Origin of the sequence: Paraburkholderia haematera (genome assembly GCF_905220975.1) — a bacterium.
GTDB classification, from domain to species: domain Bacteria; phylum Pseudomonadota; class Gammaproteobacteria; order Burkholderiales; family Burkholderiaceae; genus Paraburkholderia; species Paraburkholderia haematera.
Window position 1 is genome coordinate 79,182 of the sequence record NZ_CAJNBK010000006.1, and the last position, 25,370, is coordinate 104,551.

The 25,370-nt window shown below is 61.8% G+C and carries 21 protein-coding genes; 16 read left to right on the top strand and 5 right to left on the bottom strand.

Annotated elements, in window-relative coordinates:
• Positions 1-3: 3 nt before the first annotated feature.
• From KHO23_RS13545 to KHO23_RS13570, 6 genes are all read left to right on the top strand, one after another.
• Positions 4-1,389, top strand: coding sequence for an MFS transporter (locus KHO23_RS13545; RefSeq protein WP_211611746.1), 1,386 nt, complete (start codon positions 4-6; stop codon positions 1,387-1,389).
• Positions 1,390-1,773: 384 nt separating this feature from the next.
• Positions 1,774-2,331, top strand: a complete 558-nt coding sequence (locus KHO23_RS13550) for a fimbrial protein (protein ID WP_211611747.1) — start codon at positions 1,774-1,776, stop codon at positions 2,329-2,331.
• Between the two features lie 78 nt (positions 2,332-2,409).
• Positions 2,410-3,153, top strand: a complete 744-nt coding sequence (locus tag KHO23_RS13555) for a fimbria/pilus periplasmic chaperone (protein WP_211611748.1) — start codon at positions 2,410-2,412, stop codon at positions 3,151-3,153.
• Positions 3,154-3,283: 130 nt separating this feature from the next.
• The gene (locus KHO23_RS13560; RefSeq protein WP_211611749.1) at positions 3,284-5,956 is read left to right on the top strand and encodes a fimbria/pilus outer membrane usher protein; all 2,673 of its coding nucleotides are present in this window, start codon (positions 3,284-3,286) and stop codon (positions 5,954-5,956) included.
• A 13-nt stretch (positions 5,957-5,969) separates the two neighbouring features.
• A complete protein-coding gene (locus tag KHO23_RS13565) occupies positions 5,970-7,088 on the top strand; it encodes a fimbrial protein (protein WP_236066852.1) in 1,119 nt (372 codons plus the stop codon).
• A gap of 321 nt (positions 7,089-7,409) precedes the next feature.
• Positions 7,410-9,011, top strand: a complete 1,602-nt coding sequence (locus KHO23_RS13570; protein WP_211611751.1) for a peptide chain release factor 3 — start codon at positions 7,410-7,412, stop codon at positions 9,009-9,011.
• A 159-nt stretch (positions 9,012-9,170) separates the two neighbouring features.
• Here the strand turns inward: KHO23_RS13570 and KHO23_RS13575 are convergent, their stop codons facing one another.
• Positions 9,171-9,638, bottom strand: coding sequence for a hypothetical protein (locus tag KHO23_RS13575; protein ID WP_211611752.1), 468 nt, complete (start codon positions 9,636-9,638; stop codon positions 9,171-9,173).
• A gap of 494 nt (positions 9,639-10,132) precedes the next feature.
• Positions 10,133-11,002, bottom strand: coding sequence for a LysR family transcriptional regulator (locus KHO23_RS13580; protein WP_211611753.1), 870 nt, complete (start codon positions 11,000-11,002; stop codon positions 10,133-10,135).
• Between the two features lie 365 nt (positions 11,003-11,367).
• Between KHO23_RS13580 and KHO23_RS13585 the strand changes: the two genes are divergently transcribed.
• A complete protein-coding gene (locus KHO23_RS13585) occupies positions 11,368-13,833 on the top strand; it encodes a bifunctional acetate--CoA ligase family protein/GNAT family N-acetyltransferase (RefSeq protein WP_211611754.1) in 2,466 nt (821 codons plus the stop codon).
• Between the two features lie 43 nt (positions 13,834-13,876).
• On the opposite strand, the gene KHO23_RS13590 is transcribed toward KHO23_RS13585, so the two are convergent.
• Together KHO23_RS13590 and KHO23_RS13595 are read right to left on the bottom strand one after the other, a co-directional pair.
• A complete protein-coding gene (locus KHO23_RS13590; protein ID WP_211611755.1) occupies positions 13,877-14,422 on the bottom strand; it encodes a hypothetical protein in 546 nt (181 codons plus the stop codon).
• Positions 14,423-14,499: 77 nt separating this feature from the next.
• Positions 14,500-15,288 carry an IclR family transcriptional regulator gene (locus KHO23_RS13595; RefSeq protein WP_211611756.1) on the bottom strand — a complete coding sequence of 263 codons (789 nt, stop codon included), beginning with the start codon at positions 15,286-15,288 and terminating at the stop codon, positions 14,500-14,502.
• Between the two features lie 277 nt (positions 15,289-15,565).
• Here KHO23_RS13595 and KHO23_RS13600 point away from each other — a divergent pair, with 277 nt between their 5' ends.
• The 9 genes from KHO23_RS13600 to KHO23_RS13640 all read left to right on the top strand — a co-directional run bounded on the left by KHO23_RS13600 (position 15,566) and on the right by KHO23_RS13640 (position 24,644).
• Positions 15,566-16,615 (top strand): sugar ABC transporter substrate-binding protein, encoded by a 1,050-nt coding sequence (locus KHO23_RS13600; RefSeq protein WP_211611757.1) that lies wholly within the window; start codon positions 15,566-15,568, stop codon positions 16,613-16,615.
• A complete protein-coding gene (locus tag KHO23_RS13605; protein WP_211611758.1) occupies positions 16,612-18,132 on the top strand; it encodes a sugar ABC transporter ATP-binding protein in 1,521 nt (506 codons plus the stop codon). The genes KHO23_RS13600 and KHO23_RS13605 overlap by 4 nt, the downstream gene beginning before the upstream one ends.
• The gene (locus tag KHO23_RS13610; RefSeq protein WP_211611759.1) at positions 18,122-19,177 is read left to right on the top strand and encodes an ABC transporter permease; all 1,056 of its coding nucleotides are present in this window, start codon (positions 18,122-18,124) and stop codon (positions 19,175-19,177) included. Before KHO23_RS13605 ends, KHO23_RS13610 begins: the two co-directional genes overlap by 11 nt.
• 25 nt (positions 19,178-19,202) lie before the next feature.
• Positions 19,203-19,529: a UxaA family hydrolase gene (locus tag KHO23_RS13615; RefSeq protein ID WP_211611760.1), complete on the top strand. Its 327-nt coding sequence runs from the start codon at positions 19,203-19,205 to the stop codon at positions 19,527-19,529.
• Positions 19,530-19,571: 42 nt separating this feature from the next.
• Positions 19,572-20,885: a UxaA family hydrolase gene (locus KHO23_RS13620; protein ID WP_211611761.1), complete on the top strand. Its 1,314-nt coding sequence runs from the start codon at positions 19,572-19,574 to the stop codon at positions 20,883-20,885.
• Positions 20,886-21,035: 150 nt separating this feature from the next.
• A complete protein-coding gene (locus tag KHO23_RS13625) occupies positions 21,036-22,076 on the top strand; it encodes an aldo/keto reductase (protein WP_211611762.1) in 1,041 nt (346 codons plus the stop codon).
• A gap of 7 nt (positions 22,077-22,083) precedes the next feature.
• On the top strand, positions 22,084-22,914 hold the full coding sequence (locus KHO23_RS13630) for an amidohydrolase family protein (RefSeq protein WP_211611763.1): 831 nt from the start codon (positions 22,084-22,086) through the stop codon (positions 22,912-22,914).
• A 66-nt stretch (positions 22,915-22,980) separates the two neighbouring features.
• Complete coding sequence (locus KHO23_RS13635) at positions 22,981-23,724, top strand: SDR family oxidoreductase (RefSeq protein WP_211611764.1); 744 nt, start codon at positions 22,981-22,983, stop codon at positions 23,722-23,724.
• 71 nt (positions 23,725-23,795) lie between these two features.
• The gene (locus KHO23_RS13640) at positions 23,796-24,644 is read left to right on the top strand and encodes an ureidoglycolate lyase (protein WP_211611765.1); all 849 of its coding nucleotides are present in this window, start codon (positions 23,796-23,798) and stop codon (positions 24,642-24,644) included.
• 84 nt (positions 24,645-24,728) lie between these two features.
• Here KHO23_RS13640 and KHO23_RS13645 read toward each other — a convergent pair whose 3' ends face one another.
• Positions 24,729-25,163, bottom strand: a complete 435-nt coding sequence (locus KHO23_RS13645; RefSeq protein ID WP_211611766.1) for a PaaI family thioesterase — start codon at positions 25,161-25,163, stop codon at positions 24,729-24,731.
• Positions 25,164-25,370 lie beyond the last annotated feature (207 nt).

Genomic DNA, 25,370 nt, shown 5'->3' on the forward strand with positions numbered 1-25,370 from the left:
AGCTTGAGCAATCAGGAAATCCAGGCCGCCAGACTCGGCCTCGGCCCCACTTTGCCCGCCGCAGCGGCAGCACCCGCGCACGGCCCCATTCCTCTCGACGACGTACCGCTGAACGCGTTCCACGTCAAGATCGCCGGTTTGACGTTCGGCGCCCACTTTACCGAAGGTTTTGCGCTCGGCACGATCGGCTACGCACTTGCATCGCTGAATCGACAAATGCCTCTCGACGCGTTCTGGATGGGCATGATCGGCAGTTCCGCGCTGATGGGGATCTTTGTCGGCAGCCTCGTGTTCGGCTGGCTTTCGGATCGGCTCGGACGGCAGAAGATCTTCTTGCTGAGCTTCCTCATCATCACCGCGGCGGCGTTTGCGCAGTTTTATGTGAAGTCGCCGGCGGAATTGTGTCTGCTGCGGGTGTTGATCGGCTTCGGCATGGGGGGCGATTTTGCGGTCGGGCATGCGATCCTTGCCGAATTTTCGCCGCGCAAACATCGCGGGACGTTACTCGGTTCGTTCAGCGTGGTGTGGACCATTGGCTATGTGGTGGCGAACGTGCTCGGTATGCAATACGCCGATGCCTCCCCGGACGCGTGGCGATGGCTGCTTGCGTCGGCTGGCGTGCCGGCGTTGATCGTGCTGATCTTGCGCATGGGCACACCGGAATCGCCGCGCTGGCTTCATGGCAAGGGCCGCGTTGCCGAAGCTAAAGCGATCGTGCTCAAGCACTTCGGACCTAACGTGACGCTCGACGGCGGTGAGGATGAGCACGCGCAAACGCACGGCGGCTTCATGCGTCTGTTCAAGAAGGATCTGATCCGCAGGACGATCTTCAATTGCGCGTTTTTTGTGTGCCTCGTGATTCCCTATTTCGCGATCTACACGTTTCTGCCCACCATTCTTAAAGCGATCCATTTAGACAACGGCTCGGGCGCGGATTTTCTGTTGAACGGGTTCCTCGTGCTGGGCGCGGTGATCGGCATCTGGCTCACGATCAAGTTATCGCGCCGCATGTTTCTGATCGGCTCGTTTGCCGTGACGTGCTTGTCGCTGATTGCGCTGAGCTTGTTGCCGGAGTCCGCAACGCTCGCGATGATCGTTGCGTTCGCGATCTTCACACTGACGATGTCGGCTTTTTCGAACCTTGTCGGCGTGTTTCCGCCAGAGTGTTTTCCGACCGAGGTCCGCGCGTGCGGTGTCGGGCTTGCGATTGCGTGCAGCCGCCTCGGTTCGGCGGTCGGTACCTTTTTGCTGCCGCTCGGTATCCTCCACCTGGGCTTCCACGCAACGATGTTCGTACTCGCCGCTGTTTTGCTGATCGGCATGGTGGTGTCGATTGCCTGGGCGCCGGAAACGAAGCATCTCACCCTGAACGAAGCTAGCGGCGCGTAGTCCGCGCTTAACACTGTCTATAAACCCCGCCGCATCGGCAACGATGCGGCGGGGTTTTTTATTTGCCGCGCGAAAACCCCGTGAGAGCAATTTGGACGATTTTCAGAAAAGTCTTAATCGCTGAGTTCAGTCGGCGCAAGGCCGTCCGACGTATTCCTAACGACTGTGAGGATATTCCTACAAGTTTAAGAATTGTCTGAGGTACTTCAACCGTACGGAATCTTAATATTGTTTTGCGCCTGAACGAAAGGCCAATAGTTCGAAACAGATAACGCCGTTTTTCCGGCAGAGAACATTGGAGCACCCAGGGGCTGATGGCGAGTCTTACCGAATTCCGATTCGTCGTTGATGCGACAAATTTCTTAACTTACTGGAGCAGCAAACATGAAAGCAATCCTCCCCGCAATCGCGATCGCAACCGGCGGCCTGTTGGGTCTCGCATCGTTCGGCGCCAACGCGGCCGACGGCACGATTACGTTCACCGGCTCGGTGTCGAACAGCACGTGCTCGATCAATGGCGTCGCATCGGGTTCGCCGGCTGACGTGACCGTACCGCTGAAGGAAGTCACCGCAAGCTCGCTGGCAGCCGTGGGTTCAACGGGCGGCGCATCGTCCACCCCGTTCAGCCTCAAGTTGACGAACTGCACGGGTGGCGCGACCAAGGCTGTCGCCAACTTCGAAAACGGCCCGACGGTTGATCAGACCACCGGCAACCTGACGAACACTGGCGGTACGGCGAAAAACGTGCAGGTTCAGCTGTTGAACGCAAAGCGTTTGCCGATCAACGTCGTAACGGCCGCCAACAACGATATCGCCACCGACGGTGCGGATATCAACGCGGGCGCGGGCAATCTGCAGTACTACTCGCAGTACTACTCGACCGGCGGTGCGCAAGCTGGCTCGGTTAATACGTCGGTGCAATACACGATGCAGTATCAGTAAGCAATAAGCCAAGGCGTTCGCTCAGGTGAACGCCTTTTTAACGGCCCTTTTTCGAGATTATTTTCAAAGGTGATTGTGATGAAGTTGCTCAAAAAAATGACGATGGGGATCGGTTTTGCATGTGCGCTGCTTGCTGGCAGCGCACATGCAAGCGTGACGATCGGCGGTACGCGAGTGGTGTATCCGCTCGAGCAGCGCGAAGTCACGGTCAAGCTGGATAACGACAGCGTGAATCCGTCGCTCGTGCAGGTATGGATGGACGACGGTAATCCGGATGCGAAACCCGGCGACATCAAGGTGCCGTTTGTGATTACGCCGCCGATCTTTCGCATGGACCCGAAGAAAGCGCAGACGCTGCGGGTGATGTATAGCGGCGAAGCGTTGCCGCAGGATCGAGAATCGGTCTACTGGCTCAACGTGCTCGATATTCCGCCGAAGGCCAGCGCCGCGCCCGATTCCAACGTGCTGCAGCTTGCCTACCGCACCCGCATCAAGGTGTTTGTGCGGCCGGCCAAACTGCAGGGCAAGCCCGAAGACGCACCGGCGCAACTCAGCTGGAAGATTGTCGCGTCGCCGAGTGGCAAGGGGCAGTCGGTGAGCGTATCGAATCCGACGCCGTACTACGTGTCGTTTAGCGAAGTCGATGTGGAAAGTAGTGGTCACACGTTCAAGAACGAACGAGGCGGCATGGTGGCGCCCCACGCGACGGAAGTACTGCCTGTTGCACAGATGAATGCGGTAACGACAGGCGCGAAGGTTCACTACACCGCGATCAACGATTACGGCGGCGCCATGACCGGCGACGCGACGCTGAGCCAATAGACCGCAGCAGTTCGCCGGTCGGGCAGCAGCTTCTAGCCCATCACTCATTTCCTGTACCTGGCGTGCGTTGCACAGGCAACGCACAGGGACAACGCACGCCTTTTTGCTGGACTTTTAAGTCGATCAGATCATGAAAACTTCACCTCGTCATCAGTCGCATGTTCGCACCAGCGTTCCCGCTGGTCCGTTCGGCCTGAACCCCGTGACCGCCGTTGTACTGTCGGTATTCGCGGTGTTGGGCGCACTCGAAACGGCGAGCGTGAATGCGGCTGAAGCCAGTAGCACGGGCGATGCCGTCCAGTTCGATTCAACCTTTTTGCGTACCGATCCGAAGCAGACCGTGGACGTCTCGCGTTTCACGCGCGGCAACATGGTGTCGGCGGGTGTGTATTCGGTCGACCTATGGTTGAACGACGTGCGTGTGGCTCGCCAGGATGTGCGCTTCGTCGCGGCTCGCGAAGGCGATAGTGCGCGCCCGTGTTTTAGTCATCAGATGCTGGAACGGCTCGGTGTCGATTTCGCCAAGGTGGGTGCGGACACCGGTGCAAAGGTTCATGCCGAGGCGGCCGCGAACGGTGAAGCAGCAGAAAGCAAACAATCTGCCGAATCAGCCAACGCACCCGCCCGCGCAGACGAATGCGTCGACCTGAGCGCCGTCGTACCGGGAGCGAGCGTCGATTTTGACTTCACCGAACAGAAGCTCGCGCTCTCCGTTCCGCAGAAATATCTGCGTAACTCGGCACGTGGCTATGTGCCGCCGGAAATGTGGCAAGAGGGCGTGAACGCGGGCTTTATCAGCTACAACGCAAACACCTATCGCACCGACGGCTCGGGCATGCATTCGACGCAGAGCTATCTGGGTCTGAATGCGGGTGTGAACGTGGGCAGCTGGCACTTCCGCCATCAATCGTCGGTTTCGCAGACGACCGGCCAGGGCACGCAATTCGACAACATCGCCACGTATGTTCAGCATGATTTGACCAAGCTGAAATCGCAGGTGACGTTGGGCGACGGCTACACGACCGGTGACGTGTTCGACAGCGTGTCGTTCCGCGGTGCGCAGATCGCCACTGACGACCGCATGCTGCCCGAATCGCTGCGCGGTTATGCGCCGGTGGTGCGTGGCACGGCGGACTCGAATGCGCGCGTGATGGTCCGTCAGAACAATCAGGTGATCTACGAAACCAGCGTGTCGCCGGGTCCGTTCGAAATCAACGACCTGTATGCGACCGGCTACGGTGGCAATCTCGATGTGACCGTCACCGAAGCCGACGGCCGCACCAAGACCTTTACCGTGCCGTACGCTTCGGTGGCGCAGTCGTTGCGTCCGGGTACGACGCGCTTTTCGGTAACCGCTGGGCAGTTGCGTAACGACTCGCTCGAAACGAAGCCGAACTTTGCGCAGTTCACGCTGCAACGCGGTCTCACGAACATGGTGACGGCCTATGGCGGCGGCGTGGCTGCGAACGGTTATATGGCAGCCGACGTGGGCGCCGCGCTCAACACGAAATACGGCGCATTTTCCGCCGACGTGACCGGCGCGCAGACTCAGGTGCCGGGACAGAACGCGATGCGTGGTACGAGCTTGCGCATTGGTTATAGCAAGTTTTTCGATCCGACCGACACCAGCATTTCGGTTGCCGCGTACCGCTATTCGACGGCTGGTTACCTGAATCTTGCGGATGCGGCTTCGGTGCGTGATCTGGCCATGCATGGTGGCGACACGAACTCGGTTTATCGGCAGCGCAACCGTTTTCAACTCACGGTCAACCAGAACTTCAAGGAACACGGCACCGTATTCCTGAGCGCGTCGTCGCAGCAGTACTGGAATCACAGCGGCAACGATACGTTTTACCAGGCGGGCTATACCAACAGTTTCAAGTACGGCACCTACAGCGTGACGGCAGGACGTACGCGCAATGCAGACGGTTCGATGTCGAACCAGTACATGGTCAGCACGACGATTCCGCTTGGCCACAACCCGCATTCACCGTTGCTGTCGACCAACCTGTCGAGCTCGGGCGGCAGCACCAACGTGCAGGCAAACTTGAGTGGCTCACTGGGCGATGCAAACCAGTATTCGTACAACGCGTATGGCTCGTATGGCGCTGGCAACAGCGGCAGTTCGTCCAATACGGGCGTAAGCGGCACTTATCGCGCGCCGTATGCGCAGATGACGGCGTCGGCAAGCGCGGGTTCGGGTTCGAGCCAGGTGTCTGCCGGTATCAGCGGATCGATCGTCGCGCATCCGGGCGGCGTGACGTTGTCGCAGACCGTGGGCGATACGTTCGGCATCGTGGAAGCACCGGGCGCAGCAGGCGCCAACGTGACCAGCGCGCCGGGCGTCAAGCTGGACAGCCGAGGCTATGCAGTGGTGCCTTATCTCACGCCGTACGGGATGAACACGGTCGATATCGATCCGAAGGGTACCTCGACGGATGTCGAGTTTGACTCGACGTCGGAGCAAGCCGTGCCGCGTTTGGGTTCGGTGGTGATGCTGAAGTACAAGACGGTGACGGGACGTGCCGCGCTGATTCGTGCACCGCAGTTGGGTGATAAGGCGCTGCCGTTTGGTGTCGACGTTCTCGATGAGAACGGCCGCACGGTGGGTGTCGTCGCGCAGGACAGCCGGATTTTTGCGCGTGGTTTGCAGGACCACGGTTCGTTATTCGTCAAGTGGGGCTCGGCGGCAGCTGAACAGTGCCAGATTGATTATGTGATGCCGAAATCGACGGGTAAGGCGGACGGCGCATACACATCCGTGGAAGCGCATTGCCTGAGCGGCCAGCAAGGCTCTAACTAAATAGGTGAATACGATGTTTAAATTGAATTGGATGCTTCGTTCGAGCCGCGTTGGTCAGATGCAACCTGCTAACCCGGTTGGCAAACGTCGATTGAATTTTTCTCTGGCGCGATTCTGCGCGCGCTCGGTACTTGTGCTGTTCGCGGGGCTGCTTTCCATGTCCGCGCATGCAAACCTGACCTGTAATCCTAGTACACCCAGCATGACGCTGAACGCCGGGACGATCTCAGTACCGGTAAATGCCGCCGTTAGCTCGACTGTGAAAACGGTTGCGCCTGACGCATTCCAGTTTGGCTGCTATATGACTGGCAGCGGAGGCGCGCCGGCATCTGCCACGTTATACGCCGACTTGATCGTCACGAATCCGCTTGCGGCGGGTTTTAACGACGTCTATCAAACTGGCATTGCCGGTCTCGGCATTCGTTACACCTTCAATTCAGCGGACTGCGGTATCAGCAATCAGGTGCTCGCTAACGGGTCAACACGCCTGATTTGCCCGTTTACCGGACCGCTCGGGGGGCCAAGGGTGCAGTTGAATCTCACGGTGACGTCCACATTGATAGTCACCGGGACGATTGCCCCAGGAGCGTCGACCTTATCGACAATACCGGCGATAGGGCTCACTTTTCGCACGTCTGACGGCGGTTCAGGCTCGTGGAGCCAACCCCCGATCTATTCCGGTAGCGCAACCGGCATATTGACGCATGCGACTTGCTCGGTCAGTCAACCCAACGTCTACGTTCCCCTCGCCACCGCCGACACCCGCGCATTTGCGGCTGGCGCCGGCACCGTGTTCGCACCGACACCGTTTTCCTTGACATTAAGCTGCAGCGCCGGCGCCAAGGTTTCTATCACGTTGACGGACAACGTGAATCCGGCAAACCGCTCGAATACCTTGCAGCTCACCCCCGATTCTTCGGCCACGGGTGTAGGGATTCAGATACTCAACGGTTCGGGTCCGGTTTCGTTCGGCGCTGATTCCGCGACGCCGGGCAATACCAATCAGTGGCTGGTCGGTAACTCGCCGAACGGTCAACTGCAAGTTCCGCTGACCGCTCGCTATATCAGCACCGGGTCGGTTTCGGCGGGAAAGGTCAAGGCGCTCGCCACGTTCACCATGTCATATGAGTAACGCTGCAAAGGGCGGCGATCCGTCGCCCTTTGTCGTTTACACCGGCTCTCCGCCGGTCCGCCCGGCGCCCCAAGCCGGAGATGGATTTCCAACACACATCCCCCTAACGTGTATCATTCGCACCTTGCGCTGTTCTGCGCTGGCGATTCCCGTATTGTCGAACGCTCGTTCGTGACCTGTTTCCGATGCGGTCGAGTTGCCTTGTGACGCGGGTCTCCGACCCAGCTCCCGCAGCCCGACGCCGCCGCGCCTGACGTGGCAGACCGGAAGCCACAAGCTTCCGGACACCGCCCGAACCCCTATCCGTGACCGCCAGACCCGATGTCAGTCTCCGAACTCAAACGCCGCCGCACGTTCGCGGTTATTTCCCACCCGGACGCGGGCAAGACCACGCTTACTGAAAAGCTCCTGCTGTTCTCGGGCGCGATCCAGATCGCCGGTACCGTGAAGGGCCGCAAGAGCAATCGCTACGCAACCTCCGACTGGATGGAGATCGAAAAGCAGCGCGGCATTTCGGTGGCCAGTTCGGTCATGCAGTTCGAGTACGGCGATGCCGTCATCAACTTGCTCGACACCCCGGGCCACGAAGACTTCTCCGAAGACACCTATCGCGTGCTGACCGCGGTCGACGCCGCCGTGATGGTGATCGACGGCGCGAACGGCGTCGAAGCGCAAACGCTCAAGCTGCTCGAGGTCTGCCGCAGCCGCAAGACGCCGATCGTCACCTTCATCAACAAGCTCGACCGTGAAGTGCGCGAGCCGCTCGAACTGCTCGACGAGATCGAACAGCATCTGGGCGTCGCTGCTGTGCCGTTCACGTGGCCGATCGGCATGGGCAAGGACTTCCAGGGCGTCTACGACATCCAGCGCGACCAGGTGCGCCTGTTCCGCGCCGGGCAGGATAAGGCGGGCGGCGAGGTCGAAACGCTCCAAGCACTCGGCGACGAAGAAGGCGAACGCCGCTTCGGCCATGCCTGGGTCAAGGCGAAGGAAGAGATCGACCTGATCACCGGCGCCTCGCCCGATTTCGATCGCGAGCAGTTCCTCGCGGGTCAGCAATCGCCGGTGCTGTTCGGCTCGGCGATCAACAACTTCGGCGTGAAGGAAATTCTCGACGCGCTGGTCGACCTGGCGCCGCCGCCGTCGATGCGGATGACCGTTCAGCGCCCGGTGCTGCCGGACGAGCCGAAGTTCACCGGCGTCGTGTTCAAGGTGCAGGCGAACATGGATCTGGCGCACCGCGACCGCGTGGCGTTTATCCGCGTGTGTTCGGGGCATTTCGAACGCGGCATGGCCGTGAAGGTCACGCGCACGAACAAGACGTTCCGCGCGAATAACGTGGTGACGTTCCTGTCGCAGCGTCGTGAGACGGTGAGCGAGGCGTATCCAGGCGACATCATCGGTATTCCGAATCACGGCACCTTGAGTCTTGGCGATACGCTGACCGAAGGCGAATTGCTGCAATTTGTCGGCTTGCCGTTCTTTGCGCCGGAAATCTTCCAGACGGTGGAAGTGGTCGATCCGATGCGCGCGAAGCAACTCGGCGAAGCGCTGAAGCAGCTCGGCGAGGAAGGGGCGATTCAGGTGTTCCGGCCGGAAGTCGGCGGCTTGATGATTCTCGGCGCGGTCGGCCAACTGCAGTTCGAAGTGGTCTCGCACCGTTTGTCGACGGAATACAAGGTCGACGTGCGCATGGCGCCGGCGCGTTACCGCATGTCGCGCTGGGTGACTTGCAGCGATGCCGCTGAATTGCGTCGATTCACCGATTCGTACGCGGCGCGGATCGCGCTCGATGCATCGGACGCGCCGACGTATCTGGCGTCGCATGTGTCGGAGATCGAAGTCGCGCAGAAGGCGTGGCCGAAGATCGTGTTCAACGAATTGCGCGAGCATTCGGGCGCGCCGTTCAAGAAATCGATGTAAGCACGTAGCTGCGCCGGCACGTTAAGCTGACTGACTATGTAAGGAGGCCCCGTCGATGAGTGACGGGGCTTTTTCTTTTGTGGCGAGGGTTCGTGTGGTTGCCGCTCATTCTATCTAGACAAACAGAAGCTTATGCAGGACCGTGTGGCCCTGGAAGGATCAGTGTCGCACCGCAACGGTCTCCTCCGCGTCTACGTCTGCGCTTGTCGCGCCTTGAGTGGGGGCTTGTTTGCACGCTGTAGCCTCTGCCTTAGGCGAAGCTTTCTCAGCCGCTTTTGATGTCTCTTCAAGAAGACGCGCCGCACGACTCGCGGTGATGCGGCTTTGAGGGACGCCCTTCGCATCGAGCGCGATGACCTGATACAGCTCGCGGTCGCATTCGAGTTCCCGCTGATACTGCTCGGCCGTGTCGACCAGCAATTCAAGCAAGGTTTGTTGGCGCCGTCTTTCGTCGCTCGTGATGGCAGGATTCCTACACATTGAGGACGCAAGTGTGATCAGCGTATTCAGTTTGCTCAACTGCCGGTCGCAAAGATGGAAGGCAGACAGCGCAAGCTTTTCATACTGGAGCGCGTCGACAGGCGGGCGTGAAGCGGGTTGAGTTTGTTTTGTTGGTTTGCTGCTCATAGTGCGACCTCCCTGGTACTTCTCGGATCGCCCGACACTCGCTTACAGATAGGGTGAGCGGGCACGTAGAGGGATTGGAAGACCGGGGCAAAAACAAACCGGCGAGCCTTGCGGCTCCCCCCCTACGTCCCGCCCATTGAAATATAGACGTGCAGACGTAGACGCACGACCCGCCTGGGCGGGTGTGCGGTTAATGCCACAGGCTTCCAAACCTGGCCGCTGGGTGTTTCCCAGCGGCTCGAAGATTATAAATCAGGGTGGGGTAGCACTTGTCACTTGTTCAGGCTAAGTGATCAACTTTGGCCGTTCGGATAAGGCCTCGGCAAATTCAAGGGCCATGTTTCGTTTAACGGCCCTCATAAGGGCTATTAAATGACTTAATGGCCCGTATGAGGGCTGTTATACAGAATGGCTCCGAGATCTGACCGGTAAAGAATGGGCGCGAGCCCGGCGCAACGAACCCGTCAGCAAAGAAGCGCCTGGCTCTGCTCGCCTCACTCCATCTTCAACACCTCTTCCCGCATCCACGCCGCAAACGCCTGAACATGCTCAAGCGCCGCGTGGCGTTGCGCCACGTCGAGCCAATAGCCGAACGGCCCGGTCACTTCGACGTCGGAGAATCGCGCCAGACTCCCATCCGCGAGTTCATCGACGATCATGTTCCGATCGACAACCGCCAGCCCCGCTCCCTTGCGCGCGGCGCGGATCGCCTGTTCGAGCGTGGAGAATTCGGTGCCGTTTTCCGCATAACGCGCGGGCATGCCCGCCTTCGCCAGCCAACTCGGCCAAAGATCCAGCCTCGCCTCGTTATGCAGCACATGCAGCGCGGGCATATGCTCGAGCAGCATGTCGAGCGGTTCGCCGAGCAAGCGCGGTGCGCCGACCAGCACGTGGCGTTCGATCATCAGCAGTTCGGAATGGGCATCGGCAAGCGCGTGGCGGCCGAAGCGGATGTTGCAATGACAGTCGTCCGTGGCTGAAGTGCGAATGGAAAGTTCGACGTCGGGTAACTCATCGCCTAACGAACCAAGCCGCGGCGAGAACCACTGCGTCGCGAAGGTGGGCGGTACGGCGAGCACGAGGCGGCGGCGTCCTTTGGCCGAGCTGATCTGACGGAAGCCACGCTCGATCGTGTCGAAGGCTTCGGAGAGGCAGGGCAGGAATTGCTGGCCCGCCGGCGTCAAACGAATACCCTTATGATCGCGCTCGAACAGTTTCGCGCCGAGCGATTCCTCGAGCAGCTTGATCTGCCGGCTCACCGCGCCTTGCGTCACGCATAGTGCAGTGGCGGCGCGATTGAAGCTCATATGGCGAGCCGTCTCTTCGAAGAAGCGCAACGCGATCAGCGATGGCAAGCGCCGCATAAATCACCTTCTGTCTCGTTGTTCATCCGTACAGGCTGGTTGATGTCGGGGCAGCACCGCCGCTGAATGCGTGTTCGTGCCGCGCGTTGTCTCCGACCCGCGCTGCCGGCGGTTAGGCGGTTAATCAGCCGGCACATCTTGAAAGGCAAACGTGCCGTTCGGCGTCCAGAGGATTGTCGCATTCCGGCTCATTATTTTGCCTGAGTGCGCTAAAAAAATTCTGGGGCGCGTTGGCGCGGATCAAGTGGATTTTCTCACGCGTTGCGCCAGGGCTTCAGAAGCGCCGCGCAAGCCCCCGACTTCGCCTATCCTGACGATGACGCGCGCCTCGCTGCCGATGCGCCTTCTCACTCTGCGGAGCCCTCGTGACCGTACGTAATCTCGACGCCTTGTTCCGCCCCAAATCCGTCGCCGTGATCGGCGCTTCCGAGCGGCCGGGCAGCACCGGTGCGATGGTGTGGTCGCGCGTGCTGGAAGGCGGCTTCGAAGGGCCCGTCTGGGCGGTCAATCCGAAATACGAAACGCTAGGCGGCCACGCGGTGATCGGCGATGCCGGCGATTTGCCGCAAGCGCCGACCGTCGCGGTGATCTGTACGCCGCCCGCCAGCTGGCCAGGCATCATCCATAAGCTCGGCGGCTTGGGTACACGCGCGGCGATCATCGTCGGCGAGGTACGTTGTGATGAGGACCGCCTGCACCTGCGGCATGCGCTCTCGGCAGCGCGGCCGCATCTGTTGCGCATTGTCGGGCCCGGCAGCCTCGGCGTGGTGTCACCCGCGCTGCACGCGCATTTCGGCGCGCCGTCCTGCACGGTGAAGGCGGGGGGCGTCGCGTGGGTTTCGCAATCGAATGCGCTGACGAATGCCGTGCTCGGCTGGGCGCACGCGCGCGGGCTCGGATTTTCACACGCGGTGGCGCTGGGCGACGAGGCCGACGTCGATGCTGGCGACGTACTCGATTACCTGGCAAGCGACCCGGGCACGCGCGCCATCCTGCTCGAACTGGACTCGGTGCGAGCGGCGCGCAAATTCATGTCGGCGGCTCGCGCGGCGGCGCGCAACAAGCCGGTGCTGGCGTTGCGCTCGGGCCGCGCGGATCCCGCCGACGGGCTCTACACCGCCGCATTTCGCCGCGCTGGCATGGTGCGGGTGGACGCGCTCGACGATCTGCTCGATGAAATCGAGACCCTTGGCGTGGGCCGCGTGGCAGCGGGTGCCACGGCGACGCTGATCACCAGCGACCGCGGCCTTGCCACGCTCGCTTGCGACGCATTCGCCGCGGCCGGCGACACGCTTGCGCCGTGGCCTGCCGAAGCGGACGCCGCGCTAACTGCAGCGCTGCCGTACGCGGTTGCCGGCAACCCGTTGCAACTCGGCGACGACGCCCGTCCGGAGCATTTCGGCACCGCCCTCAAGCTGCTCGCCGAGCATCGCAGCACCGGTACGGCGTTCGTGGTCCACGCGTCGACGCATGGCGCGCCGGTCGGCGAGGTCGCGCAGGCGCTGATCGCGAATCAGCGCTTTGCGTATCGCGGTTTGCTCGCGTGCTTTTTTGGCGGTGTGGATGCCGCGACGCGCGACGCATTGCACGCGCAAGGCATACCGGTTCATACGACGCCGCAGCGGCTCGCCCGCGCGTTCGCCCGGCTGGTCGACTACCGGATGGGCCGCGAGCTGCTGATGCAGACGCCGGAGGATTTGCCCGCGCAGGTTCCCGAAGCGATCGACGCCGCTCAGGCGCAAGCACGCGCCGCGCTCGCGGCAGGTGAGCACCAACTAACCGGCGAAGCGGCGGCAACGTTTCTCGAGCGCTTCGGGCTAAGCGTCGAGCCGTATGTGGGCGGACAGCCGGAACCAACGGCCGAAAAGCGCACGGAGCGGGAACCGGACCCTTGCGCGGACCCGGCCGCCGTGCGGGCCAGAAAGCCCGTCGTCGACATCGCCGTCGAGCTTCACGACGACGACAACTTCGGCCCCGTTTTCCGCTTCACCGCGCCGCCGGCGGATGGCGTCTCCGACCCGCTGCGCGTCTACGGCCTGCCCCCGCTGAACCCCATGCTCGCGCGCGATATCGTTACGCGTTCGCGCTACGCACGGCTAGTTGCACCGGAGCCCGCCTTGGCCGCTTTGACAGCACTGTCGCAAGCGGTCTGCGACGTCAAGGAGATCGTCGGCCTCGCCTTGACGCTGCGGGTATTCAGCGACCATGTCGTCGTGGTTGAGCCAACCTTGACGATCGCCGCGACGCGCAGCCGGCTCGCGATCGTGCCCTATCCGCGCCGCTTCGAAGAGACGCTCGACTGGCAAGGCGTGCGGGTGACGGTGCGGCCAATCCGCCCGGAAGACGAAGCCGCGCATCACGATTTCGTCGAAGCGATGACGCCGGAAGATTTGCGCTTGCGGTTTTTCGGCGCGGTCGGCAGCTTCGACCACTCGCAGCTCGCGCGCATGACCCAGATCGACTACGACCGCGAGATGGCGCTGATTGCAACCGTGACGAGCGAAGAGGGTTTCACGCGGACGTTGGGCGTGGTGCGAGCGGTAGCCGATCCCGACAACGAAACGGCCGAGTTCGCCGCCGCCGTGCGCTCCGACCAGAAGGGCCGCCGCCTCGGACAATTGCTGATGGACCGCATCATCAAGTACGCGCGGGCTCGCGGCATCCATTGGCTGGTCGGCGAGGCGTTACGTGAAAATGGGCCGATGATCGCGCTGGCAAAATCGTGTGGTTTCACGATTACGCCGACGGAGGATCCCGGCGTGGTGGGCTTCAGAATGGCGCTGGATGAACCGGCGGAGCCAGACGCGGCCGTGCTCGGATCGAGCAGCTAGCCGCGGACTTCAGCGTTAGGATTTGAGCAATAAAACTTAAGCGTCAGGCCGGCAGCTTGGCCAACGCTTCGTCGACCTGCACGCGGGTCACCGACAACTCTTCCAGCAACGCTTCGGCGTACACCGCGCCGGTCTCGCGCTCCAGACGCGCGATGGTCGCCGCGCAACGGTTCGCGTCCTTCAGCGTCGCGATGAACGACTTCACCGATTCACCCGCCTTGAAGGCATCGAACAGCGGCACGCGGATGTCGTCCGGCAGCGGACGCGCCGTCCATTGGTACGGCTTGCCGTTGTAAGTGAACGAAGGCGGCAGCACGCGTTCTTTCTTTGCGGCCGGAATCAGGCCGAAGGTGCGCGCGGCGTCGCCAATCTGTTCGGCCGAAAACAGCTCGTCCGGGCTGATGTCGAATTGCTGAATGAAGGTCTCGATGCTTTGCATCGCCGCGGCGCGGTCGTCGCGGCGCTTTTGCGCATGAGCGACGATGTCGCGCAGTTCGTCGGCTTCTTCAGGCGTGATCGTGAAGCTCGACTGCTTCTGCTGGAGTTCGGAAAAACGCAGGAATTCGGAATCGGTCAGAAGTTTCGCCATTGCTTGATCGTTGAGCGCGCACGAGTGAACCCATGCGGCGTGATTTTTGAGAGGGTCGCCATTCTAAACCATGTGCGCTAGACGGCCGCTTCCCGAAACATCGACAGCGCTTGCACCGTCTCGCGCAGCAGCGCCGTCGCCCCCTCCAGCGTCGGCGCCACGTATTCGTCGATGCGCCGCAAGTACGGGCAGGTCAGCGCCGCGATCGCCTGGCCGGACGGCCCCTGGACCGGGAAGGTGACGTCGGTCACGCCGAACGTCTGCTGGCTGTCCTTTTGCGAAAACCCCGCCGCGCGAATCCGCTCGCAGGTCTGTTCCAGGACATCGCGATCGATCGTGACTTCGCCCTTCACCTTGGTGTGCTCGGCCAGCATCTGTTCGCGCTGCTCGATGGTTTGGAACGCGAGCATCACGCGGCCCGACCCCGTATCGATCAGGCCGACCCGCGAACCGAGCCGCACCGACATCCCCCACGTGCCCGGTCCATCCACTTGCGCGATCACCAGCAGATTGCCGCGATCGTATACCGCCAGATGACACGATTGCTCGGCGGCATCGGCAAAGCGCTGCATCAGCGGCAGCGCTTCGGCGATCAGCCGGTTCATCGGCGGATGACGATGCGCGAGCGCATACAGCTTAAGACTCAACGAATAACGGTCGCCCCCCGCGGAGCGCACCACGTATTGCCGCGCGACCAGCCGTTCGAGCATCCGGTACATCTCGCTCGCGTTGCGTCCCAGCAGTTTGGTGATTTCGGCGCGCGTCAGCCCCTCTTTCTGCTCGGCGAGCAGCTCGAGTATGTCGAGACCCTTGTCCAGCGCGGGGGCGCGGTAACGGTCGCCGTCGTCTTTGTCTTCTGCGTCCATCGTCAGGGTGGCTCCGTGTGTTGTTCTCATTATCTGGCGCTGAGTGTAAGTGCGTGGTGAATCTGACGCGAGATGGCGGTCGTCCAGGGAAAACACGGACGGTTAATGCAGTGCAGATTGCTTGACTTCAAAAAGTCCGTATATGAATAATACGTTCATTGGTGAATTTTCATCAATACCGATAAGACGACAAGACGATAAGAAAGCGCAGGACGCAGTGCCCGTCATTCAGCATGGCCGGATCACGCAGTTCAACAACGCAAGTTAGGAGACAACCATGTCGTTCGCAAAGGGGCCGTTCGCGGCTCGCCGTGGGTTCCGGAGTTCGCTATTTGCCGCAGCGGCGGCAGCTTGCGTCGCCGGCCTTGCCGTCAGCAGTGCCGCGCAGGCCGCCGAGGCCGGCAAGGTCGGTCTCGGTCTGCCGCTTCTTACGTCGCCGTTCTGGCAGTCGTACAACAACTATCTGCCCAAGTACGCGAAGGACATGGGCATCGATATCCTCTCGCCGGTCAATTCGAACGGCGATCCCGCCCAGCAGATTACCGACATGAACAACCTGCTGAACCTCGGTGCGAAGGGCATCGTGGTCGGCCCGCTGGATTCGGCGGCGATTAGCCGCGCGCTCGATGCAGCGGCGGCGAAGAACGTGCCGGTGGTTGCCGTCGACGTCGCGCCGACGCAAGGCAAGGTCGCGATGGTGGTGCGCGCCGACAACCACGCCTATGGCGAGAAGGCGTGCAAGTACATTGGCGAGCATGTGAAGTCGGGCAAGGTCGTGCAGATCATGGGCGACCTGGCCTCAGTGAACGGGCGCGACCGCTCCGAAGCGTTCCGCTCGTGTTTGAAGGGTTTCCCGGGTTTGTCGCTGCTGGAAATTCCGGCAGCCTGGAAGGGCGATGTCGCGGCTACCGCGCTCGACAGTCTGCTCACCGCGAATCCTGACGTGAAGGCGATCTACATGCAGGCGGGCGGCGTCTATCTGTCGCCGACGCTGCAAACTCTGCGCCGCAAGCAGATGCTGTTTCCGGTCGGCAACGCAAAGCACGTTGTGATTGTCAGTAACGACGGCATTCCTCAGGAGTTCGACGCAATCCGTCGCGGCGATATCGACGCCACCATTTCGCAGCCCGCCGATTCCTACGCGAAATACGGTCTTTTCTATATCAAGGCCGCGTTGGCCGGGCAGACCTTCAAGCCGGGCCCGACGGATCACGGCAGCAACATTATCCAGCTGGCGCCGGGCATTCTTGAAGATCAATTGCCCGCGCCGCTCGTCACGAAGTCGAATGTCGACGACAAAGCGCTGTGGGGCAATACCGTTAAATGAGCGAGCCGACGCCCTCCGTGCCGGTCGTCGAAGCGTTTGAGGTCACCAAACGCTTCGGCTCCACGGCCGCGCTGAAAGACGTCAGCATCCGCGTGATGCCCGGCGAGTCGCATGCGCTCGTCGGGCGCAACGGTGCGGGCAAATCGACGCTGGTGTCGATCCTCACCGGCCTGCGCAAGCCCGATACCGGCGAGGTGCGTTTCGGCGGCACAGCGGCGCCGTCGATCGCGGATCGCGATGCGTGGCGCGAGCGCGTGGCATGCGTTTATCAGCATTCGACGATCATCCGCGATTTGAGCGTCGCGGAGAATCTGTTCATCAACCGGCAGCCGTTGCGCGGTGGCGTGATCGATTGGGGCGCGATGCGGCGCGACGCGCGTGCGCTGCTCGACCACTGGAAGATCGACGTGCGCGAAGATGCGCGCGCCGGCGATCTGAGCGTCGAAGCGCGGCAACTCGTGGAGATCGCGCGGGCGCTGTCGTACGGCGCGCGCTTCATCATTCTCGACGAACCCACCGCGCAGCTCGACGGCGACGAGATCAAGCGCCTGTTCCGCCGCATCAGCGAATTGCAGCGCGAAGGCGTGACGTTTCTGTTCATCTCGCACCATTTGCAAGAGGTCTACGAAATCTGCCAGGCGGTGACGGTGCTGCGCGACGCGCGGCATATCGTCAGCGCGCCGGTTTCCGCATTGCCGCGCGAGCAGTTGATCGAAGCGATGACCGGCGAGCGCGGCGGCCTTGCCGTTGCTGATGCGGCGGCGCGCGCTGCGTTGCCGGCGGACACGGCCATTGCGCTGGAAGTCAACGATCTGGCCGGTTCCGATTACGAAGGCGTGTCGTTCACGGTGAAGCGTGGCGAAGTGGTCGGGTTGACTGGTGCAACGAGCAGCGGCCGTACGAGCGTAGCCGAGGCGATTGCCGGCCTGCGTGCAGCGAAACGCGGCTCGATCATCGTCGACGGCGCAACGCTACCGCCAGGTGACGTTCCCGCTGCATTGGCACATGGCATCGGCTGCGTGCCGAAAGATCGCCATCACGAAGGCCTGGTGCTGACGCAATCCGTTGCCGAAAACGCCTCGATGACGATCGCGCGCCTGCTCGGCAAGTTCGGCATCGCGCCACCCGCGAAGAAAAATGCCTTCGGCCAGAAGATGATCGATGCGCTCGGCATCGTCGCGCAAGGCCCCGAGCATGTCGTGTCGGGACTCTCGGGCGGCAATCAGCAGAAGGTGGTCATGGCGCGTGCGCTCGCCACCGATCCCAACGTGCTCGTACTCATCGACCCCACAGCGGGCGTCGACGTGAAATCGAAAGAAGCGTTGCTGTCAGTCGTGGATCGTGTGCGCGAGGACGGTAAAGCCGTGCTGGTCGTGTCAGGCGAACTCGACGATCTGCGCACCTGTGACCGCGTGCTGGTCATGTTCCGTGGCCGTGTCGCGGCCGAATTTCCCGCGGGTTGGCAGGACCACGACCTGATCGCATCCGTTGAAGGAGTCAGTCTCCATGAAGAATAGTGTGCCCAGCCCTGCATTCGGCACCGCGCAAGCTCAAGCGCAGCCGCAGGCCGTCGTGGCTGCGCCGCGCGGCAAACGTGCTCGCAGCGAACTCGCACGGCTGCGCGAACTGGCGTTGCTGCCCGCGCTCGCGTTGCTGCTTGTGATCGGCGCGTTTGTCAGCCCAAGCTTTCTGACGAAGGCGAATCTGATCAGCGTGCTGGGCGCGTCCGCGGCATTGGCGTTGGTCGTGCTCGCCGAATCGCTGATCGTGCTGACCGGCAAGTTCGATCTGTCGCTCGAATCGACGGTGGGCATTGCGCCCGCTGTCGGCGCGATGCTGGTGATGCCGGCGGCGTCCGCGGGCTTCGGGATGCAATGGCCGGCGGCGACGGGATTGCTGGCCATTCTCGTGGTCGGCGCGGTGATTGGTTTCGTCAACGGCTTCCTGGTGGTGCGTCTGCGGCTGAACGCCTTCATCGTTACGCTGGCGATGCTGATCGTGTTGCGCGGCATGCTGGTCGGCGCAACCAAAGGCGGCACGCTGTTCGATATGCCGCCGTCGTTCTTCTCGCTCGCCACCACCATCGTGTTCGGCTTGCCGTTGTCAGTGTGGCTCGCGGCGGCCGCGTTCGCGATCGCTGCGTTCGTGCTGCGCTATCACCGACTGGGCCGCGCGTTATACGCGATCGGCGGCAATCCGGAAGCGGCGCGTGCGGCGGGGATTCGCGTCGAGCGCATCACGTGGGGCGTATTCGTGCTCGGCAGCATGCTGGCCTCGGTGGGCGGTTTGATCGTCACCGGTTATGTCGGCGCGATCAACGCAAATCAGGGCAACGGCATGATTTTCACGGTGTTCGCGGCGGCGGTGATCGGCGGCATTTCGCTCGACGGCGGCAAGGGCACGATGCTCGGTGCGCTCTCCGGCGTCTTGCTGCTCGGCGTCGTGCAGAACCTGCTGACGCTGGCCCAGGTGCCGTCGTTCTGGATTCAGGCGATCTACGGCGCGATCATCCTTGGCTCGCTGATGGTGGCACGGCTCGCCAGCGGCGAAGGCCAGAACTGATTCGCATGCATTCTGGAGAACTCATTTGACCAGCCGTCCATTGCAAACCGACCCGCGCCTGATCCTGCTCAGTCCCGCGGATAACTGCCTGATCGCGGCGGCGCGTCTCGATGCGGGCACGCAAGTCGAGATCGAAGGCGAGCGCGTGACGCTCACGAAAACGATCGACCTCGGCCACAAAGTAGCGCGCCACGAACTTGCCAAAGACGACAAGGTGTTGCGTTACGGCGCGGTGATTGGACACGTGACCGAAGCGGTGGCGCGCGGTGCGCATCTGCATACGCACAACCTCGAAAGCGATTACCTGCCCACTTATACGCACGACGCGGGTCACGAGTTCGTCCATCACTGATTTGAGCACAATGAAGTGGCCTCGCGCCGCGCTGGAAAGATCATGACCGACACTTCCGTAGCATCCGCCGTCTTGCAGCAGCCCGCGTTGCAAGGCTATCTGCGCAGCGATGGCCGCAAAGGCATCCGTAACGTGGTTGCGGTGGCATATCTGGTCGAGTGCGCGCATCACGTCGCGCGCGAGATCGTCACACAATTTCGCGAGCCGCTCGATGCATTCGACGATCCCTCAGCCGAGCGCGAGCCGCCGGTGCATCTGATCGGGTTTCCCGGCTGCTATCCGAATAGTTATGCCGAAAAGATGCTGGAGCGTCTCACCACCCATCCAAACGTAGGCGCGGTGCTGTTTGTGTCGCTTGGGTGCGAAAGCATGAACAAGCACTACCTCGTCGACGTCGTACGCGCGAGCGGCCGTCCCGTCGAAGTCCTGACGATTCAGGAAAAAGGCGGCACGCGTAGCACGATTCAATACGGCGTCGATTGGATTCGAGATGCACGCAAGCAACTTGCCGCGCAGCAAAAAGTGCCGATGGCGCTGAGCGAACTGGTGATCGGCACGATTTGCGGCGGCTCGGACGGCACCAGTGGCATTACGGCGAATCCCGCAGTGGGCCGCGCGTTCGATCATCTGATCGACGCGGGCGCCACCTGCATCTTCGAAGAAACCGGCGAACTGGTGGGCTGCGAGTTCCACATGAAAACGCGCGCCGCGAGGCCGGAACTCGGCGATGAAATTATTGCGTGTGTGGCGAAGGCGGCGCGCTACTACTCGATCCTTGGGCATGGCAGTTTTGCAGTCGGCAACGCGGACGGCGGCCTCACCACGCAGGAAGAAAAATCGTTGGGTGCGTATGCGAAAAGTGGCGCGTCGCCGATTGTCGGCATCATCAAACCTGGGGATGTTCCGCCGACCGGCGGGCTCTATCTCCTCGACGTCGTACCCGACGGCGAGCCGCGCTTCGGCTTTCCGAACATCAGCGACAACGCGGAAATCGGCGAACTGATCGCATGCGGTGCGCATGTGATTCTGTTCACAACCGGGCGCGGATCGGTGGTGGGCTCGGCGATTTCGCCGGTTATCAAGGTGTGCGCGAATCCCGCGACGTACCGCAATCTCGCCGGAGATATGGACATCGATGCAGGCCGCATTCTCGAAGGCCGCGGCACGCTCGACGAAGTCGGCCGCGAAGTGTTCGAGCAAACGGTGGCGGTGTCGCTCGGCGCGGCGTCGAAATCGGAAACGCTCGGGCATCAGGAATTCATCCTGACGTATAAGACTTTCGAACCCGTGGGCCCGGCTTGCCTGCCGTCGAGCGCTGCACCGCCGCATCAGGTTGTTGCGATCGCGCAGTATTGAGGGGCCTACCGGCAATCAGCCCGGGCCCAAGCCGTAGTCGATTCGACGACTATCAGTGCAGCCGTCAGCGCGCCAATCGCGTCGCCGTCAGCGTGGCGGGCAAACATCGGCGGCGCGTGCTAAAACACTATCAAACAGGAGACTTGGTCCATGATGGCAAAGGTCGGTTCGAAGATCGAACAGCGGCGCGGCATCGGCCGCCGTGCTTTGCAGGTAACCGGATTGGGGCTCGGTACGGCGCCCTTGGGTGGCCTCTATCGCGACCTGTCCGAAGAAGAAGCGCACGCCACCATTGCCGCTGCGTGGGACGCTGGCGTGCGCTACTTCGATACCGCGCCGCATTACGGCAACACGAAGGCCGAGCATCGCCTGGGCGATGCGCTACGCCACTATCCGCGCGGCGAGTATGTGTTGTCCACCAAAGTGGGCCGGCGCTTTGTGCCACGCACCACGCCCCGCGATCCCATGGACGGCTGGCAAAATCCGCTGCCGTTCGAAGGGATCTACGACTACACGCATGACGGCATTCTGCGTTCGTTCGAAGACAGCCAGCAGCGCCTCGGCATCGTCGATATCGATATTCTTCTCATACACGATATCGGCCGATTCACGCATGGCGACAATAACCCCCATTTTTGGCGGCAACTAACCGAAGGCGGCGGCTTTCGCGCACTCGACGATTTGCGCTCCTCGGGCGCGGTGAAGGCGGTTGGACTCGGCGTCAACGAAGGCGCGGTCATACTCGAGGCGATGGCTGAATTCGATATCGATTGCGCGTTGCTCGCGGGCCGTTATACGCTGCTCGAACAGACCACGCTCGATGACCTTTTGCCGGCATGCGAAAAGCGAGGCGTCAGCATCCTGTTAGGCGGCGCGTTTAATTCGGGCATTCTGGCGCGCGGTGTCGAAGGCGATCTGAAATTCAATTACGGCGACGCGCCGAGCGACGTCATCGAACGCGTCGCGCGGCTCGAAGCGGTGTGCCGGGTGCATGGCGTGCCGCTTGCTGCCGCGGCCCTGCAGTTTCCGTATGCGCATCCCGCGGTCGCGACCGTGTTGACCGGCGCGCGTAGTGCCGACGAAGTGCGTGAGAACGCCGCGTCGTTCGAGCTGCCGATCCCTGCGGACTTATGGTCCGCGTTGCGCGACAAGGGCTTGCTCGACAGCCGCGCGCCCGCACCAGAGGATTGATTTGACAATGCCTATCGACGCGCACCAGCACTATTGGGACCCCGCTCGCGGCGACTATGAGTGGCTCACGCCGGAACTGAAGATCCTGTACCGGACGTTCGGTCCCGCCGATCTCAAACCGCTACGCGAAACGGCGGGCATCGAGCGAACGGTGGTGGTGCAGGCGGCGCCGACGATCGACGAAACACGTTACCTGCTGGACATCGCGCGCGAAGAGCCCTCGATCGCAGGCGTGGTGGGCTGGGTGCCGTTGCTGCTGCCGACTGCGCCGGAAGTGATCGACGCTTTCGCGCATGAGCCGAAGTTCAAGGGCGTGCGGCCGATGCTGCAGGATTTACCCGACGACACCTGGATCGCGAACCCGGACCTGGCGCCCGCAATCGAAGCCTTGATCGCGCACGACCTCGCGTTCGACGCGTTGATTTACGCGCGGCACGTCGAGCATTTCGAAACGTTCGCGGCGCGTTTTCCCGCATTGCGCGTCGTCGTCGATCACGGTGCGAAGCCGCCGATCCGTTACGGCCGCGCGGCCTGGCCAGCTTGGGCCGAGGCGATCACCCGGCTCGCAAAATTTCCGCACGTGCACTGCAAGCTGTCGGGACTCGTCACCGAAGCGTCGCCTGGCTGGACCGAGGAAACGCTTCATCCGTATGTCGACCATCTGCTGAAGTCGTTCGGTCCCGCGCGTTTGATGTGGGGCAGCGACTGGCCGGTGCTCGATCTGAACGGCGACTATCTGCTGTGGCACTCGGTGGCGAACACCTTGCTCGCGTCCTTGAGCGATGCCGAGCGCGAGGCGGTTTTCGGCGGCAACGCCACCGCGTTTTATCGGCTTTGATGTGATACGGACGTTGTGAAAGCACGTTGCGAAGACAAGCGAAAGCCCATTCAACTGGAGTCCTAGATGACACAAAGACTGGCCGGCAAGACGGCCCTGATCACCGCGGCAGGACAAGGCATCGGTCTGGCCACCGCGGAACTGTTCGCGCGCGAAGGCGCGCGCGTGATCGCCACCGATATCCGCATCGACGGACTCGCCGGCAAGCCGGTCGACGCGCGCAAGCTCGACGTGCGCGATAACGCGGCGATCAAGGCGCTGGCAGCCGAACTCGGCGCGATCGACATACTGTTCAACTGCGCGGGCTTCGTGCATGCCGGCTCGATTCTCGAATGCAACGAAGAAGATTGGGACTTTGCCTTCGACCTGAATGTGAAGGCGATGTACCGCATGATCCGCGCGTTTTTGCCCGCCATGCTGGAGAAGGGCGGCGGGTCGATCATCAATATGTCGTCGGCGGCATCGAGCGTGAAGGGCGTGCCGAACCGCTTTGCATACAGCGCGTCGAAAGCGGCGGTGATCGGGCTGACCAAGTCCGTCGCTGCAGACTTCATCACACGTGGTGTACGCTGTAACGCGATCTGCCCGGGCACGGTGGCTTCGCCGTCGCTCGAACAGCGGATCGTCGAGCAGGCCAAAGCGCAAGGCGCGACGCTCGAGGCCGTGCAGTCGGCCTTTGTCGCGCGCCAGCCGATGGGCCGCATCGGCAAGCCGGAAGAGATCGCCGCGTTGGCGCTGTATCTCGCGTCTGACGAATCGGCGTTCACCACGGGTCACGCGCATGTGATCGACGGCGGCTGGTCGAACTGACGCATACGGCTGCTCACTGCAAGCTAAGACACACGAACCGAATACCACTGAACGTAAAGGGAAGTGCAACGATGAAACTGCTTCGTTATGGGCCGAAAGGCCAGGAAAAGCCGGGCTTGCTCGACGCGCAAGGCAAGATTCGCGATCTGTCGAAGGTGGTCGGCGATATCGACGGCGCCGCACTGAGCGACGAAAGCCTCGCCAAACTGCGCGCCCTCGACCCGGCTTCGCTGCCGGTTGTGGAAGGCAATCCGCGCATGGGCCCGTGCGTCGGCAAGATCGGCAAGTTCATCTGTATCGGGTTGAACTATGCGGACCACGCGGCTGAATCGAATCTGCCGGTGCCGTCGGAACCGGTGATTTTCAACAAGTGGACGAGCGCGATCTGCGGCCCGAACGACGACGTCGAAATTCCGCGCGGCTCGAAAAAGACCGACTGGGAAGTCGAACTCGGCGTGGTGATCGGCAAGCCCGCGAAATATATCGACGAAGCGAACGCGCTCGATTACGTCGCCGGTTACTGCGTGATCAACGACGTGTCGGAGCGCGAATGGCAGATAGAACGCGGCGGCACGTGGGACAAGGGCAAAGGTTTCGATACGTTCGGCCCGATCGGTCCGTGGGTCGTCACGCGTGACGAAGTCGCCGACCCGCAGAACCTGAGCCTGTGGCTCGAAGTGGACGGTCACCGCTATCAGAACGGCAGCACGAAGACGATGGTGTTCGGCGTCGCGAAGCTGGTGTCGTATGTGTCGCAGTGCATGAGCCTGCAACCGGGCGACGTGATTTCGACCGGCACGCCGCCGGGCGTCGGCATGGGTGTGAAGCCGAATCCGGTGTATCTGAAGCCGGGTCAGACGATTCGCCTCGGTATCGAAGGTCTCGGCGAGCAGACGCAAAGGACCTACGCGGCGGAGTGATTCGTCTCGCTTGTTGAACGCGTTTGTAGATGTAAAAAACGAAGAGGCCGTTCCCGCACGATGCAGGAACGGCCTTTTGCTTGTTTACCCCGCCGGTTCGTGCTCGCCGTTCTCGGTGATGCGATTGATCGTGCCTTGTGCCACCGCGACGAGCTTTTCGCGGTCGCCGTCCATCACGTACACGTTGCATTGGCAGGTCGCCTGAAGCCGGCCCGCGTAGACGACCTTCGCCCGCGCGATCAGCGTGCCGTTCACCACCGGCCGCAGATAGTTGATCTTGTACTCGCCGGTGACGACTTTCGGACCCAGTGAGAGAGCGCCGGCGAACGTCAGCGCATTGTCGGCGAGATAGCTGATTACGCCGCCATGCACGAAGCCATGCTGTTGCCGCAGTTCGTCGCGGATTGGCAGGCAAAGCGTCAACTCGCTGGTGCCCGTGTGCATCAGGTCGGCGCCGAGCAGCATGCTGAACGGCTGGGCATGCAGTGCGCCGCGCGCCCGGTCGAGGATATCGGTCATCGTGATTCCTTTGGGCGTGGCCCGCAGTAGCATCTGCACCGGCGTGCGTTGTGCAGTCCCTACCCACTCTAGGAAGCGCTGACGCACTGCGTCAAGGTGAATCCAAAATATCTGCGCGGCATTGTTGTGCGAAATGACGGAAATTGCGGAGTTGGCCGATGAAAAGGGCTTGTAAGACGATCTTTCGCGGAATTGATCTCAAGCAAA

Excerpts from the sequence above, each read along its gene's own strand:
- KHO23_RS13560 (WP_211611749.1), top strand. The coding sequence starts at position 3,284 with ATGAAAACTTCACCTCGTCATCAGTCGCATGTTCGCACCAGCGTTCCC.
- KHO23_RS13595 (WP_211611756.1), bottom strand. The coding sequence starts at position 15,288 with ATGGACGCAGAAGACAAAGACGACGGCGACCGTTACCGCGCCCCCGCG.
- KHO23_RS13565 (WP_236066852.1), top strand. The coding sequence starts at position 5,970 with ATGTTTAAATTGAATTGGATGCTTCGTTCGAGCCGCGTTGGTCAGATG.
- KHO23_RS13580 (WP_211611753.1), bottom strand. The coding sequence starts at position 11,002 with ATGCGGCGCTTGCCATCGCTGATCGCGTTGCGCTTCTTCGAAGAGACG.
- KHO23_RS13625 (WP_211611762.1), top strand. The coding sequence starts at position 21,036 with ATGATGGCAAAGGTCGGTTCGAAGATCGAACAGCGGCGCGGCATCGGC.
- KHO23_RS13555 (WP_211611748.1), top strand. The coding sequence starts at position 2,410 with ATGAAGTTGCTCAAAAAAATGACGATGGGGATCGGTTTTGCATGTGCG.
- KHO23_RS13570 (WP_211611751.1), top strand. The coding sequence starts at position 7,410 with ATGTCAGTCTCCGAACTCAAACGCCGCCGCACGTTCGCGGTTATTTCC.
- KHO23_RS13590 (WP_211611755.1), bottom strand. The coding sequence starts at position 14,422 with ATGGCGAAACTTCTGACCGATTCCGAATTCCTGCGTTTTTCCGAACTC.
- KHO23_RS13635 (WP_211611764.1), top strand. The coding sequence starts at position 22,981 with ATGACACAAAGACTGGCCGGCAAGACGGCCCTGATCACCGCGGCAGGA.
- KHO23_RS13640 (WP_211611765.1), top strand. The coding sequence starts at position 23,796 with ATGAAACTGCTTCGTTATGGGCCGAAAGGCCAGGAAAAGCCGGGCTTG.
- KHO23_RS13550 (WP_211611747.1), top strand. The coding sequence starts at position 1,774 with ATGAAAGCAATCCTCCCCGCAATCGCGATCGCAACCGGCGGCCTGTTG.
- KHO23_RS13605 (WP_211611758.1), top strand. The coding sequence starts at position 16,612 with ATGAGCGAGCCGACGCCCTCCGTGCCGGTCGTCGAAGCGTTTGAGGTC.
- KHO23_RS13600 (WP_211611757.1), top strand. The coding sequence starts at position 15,566 with ATGTCGTTCGCAAAGGGGCCGTTCGCGGCTCGCCGTGGGTTCCGGAGT.
- KHO23_RS13630 (WP_211611763.1), top strand. The coding sequence starts at position 22,084 with ATGCCTATCGACGCGCACCAGCACTATTGGGACCCCGCTCGCGGCGAC.
- KHO23_RS13575 (WP_211611752.1), bottom strand. The coding sequence starts at position 9,638 with ATGAGCAGCAAACCAACAAAACAAACTCAACCCGCTTCACGCCCGCCT.
- KHO23_RS13610 (WP_211611759.1), top strand. The coding sequence starts at position 18,122 with ATGAAGAATAGTGTGCCCAGCCCTGCATTCGGCACCGCGCAAGCTCAA.
- KHO23_RS13645 (WP_211611766.1), bottom strand. The coding sequence starts at position 25,163 with ATGACCGATATCCTCGACCGGGCGCGCGGCGCACTGCATGCCCAGCCG.
- KHO23_RS13620 (WP_211611761.1), top strand. The coding sequence starts at position 19,572 with ATGACCGACACTTCCGTAGCATCCGCCGTCTTGCAGCAGCCCGCGTTG.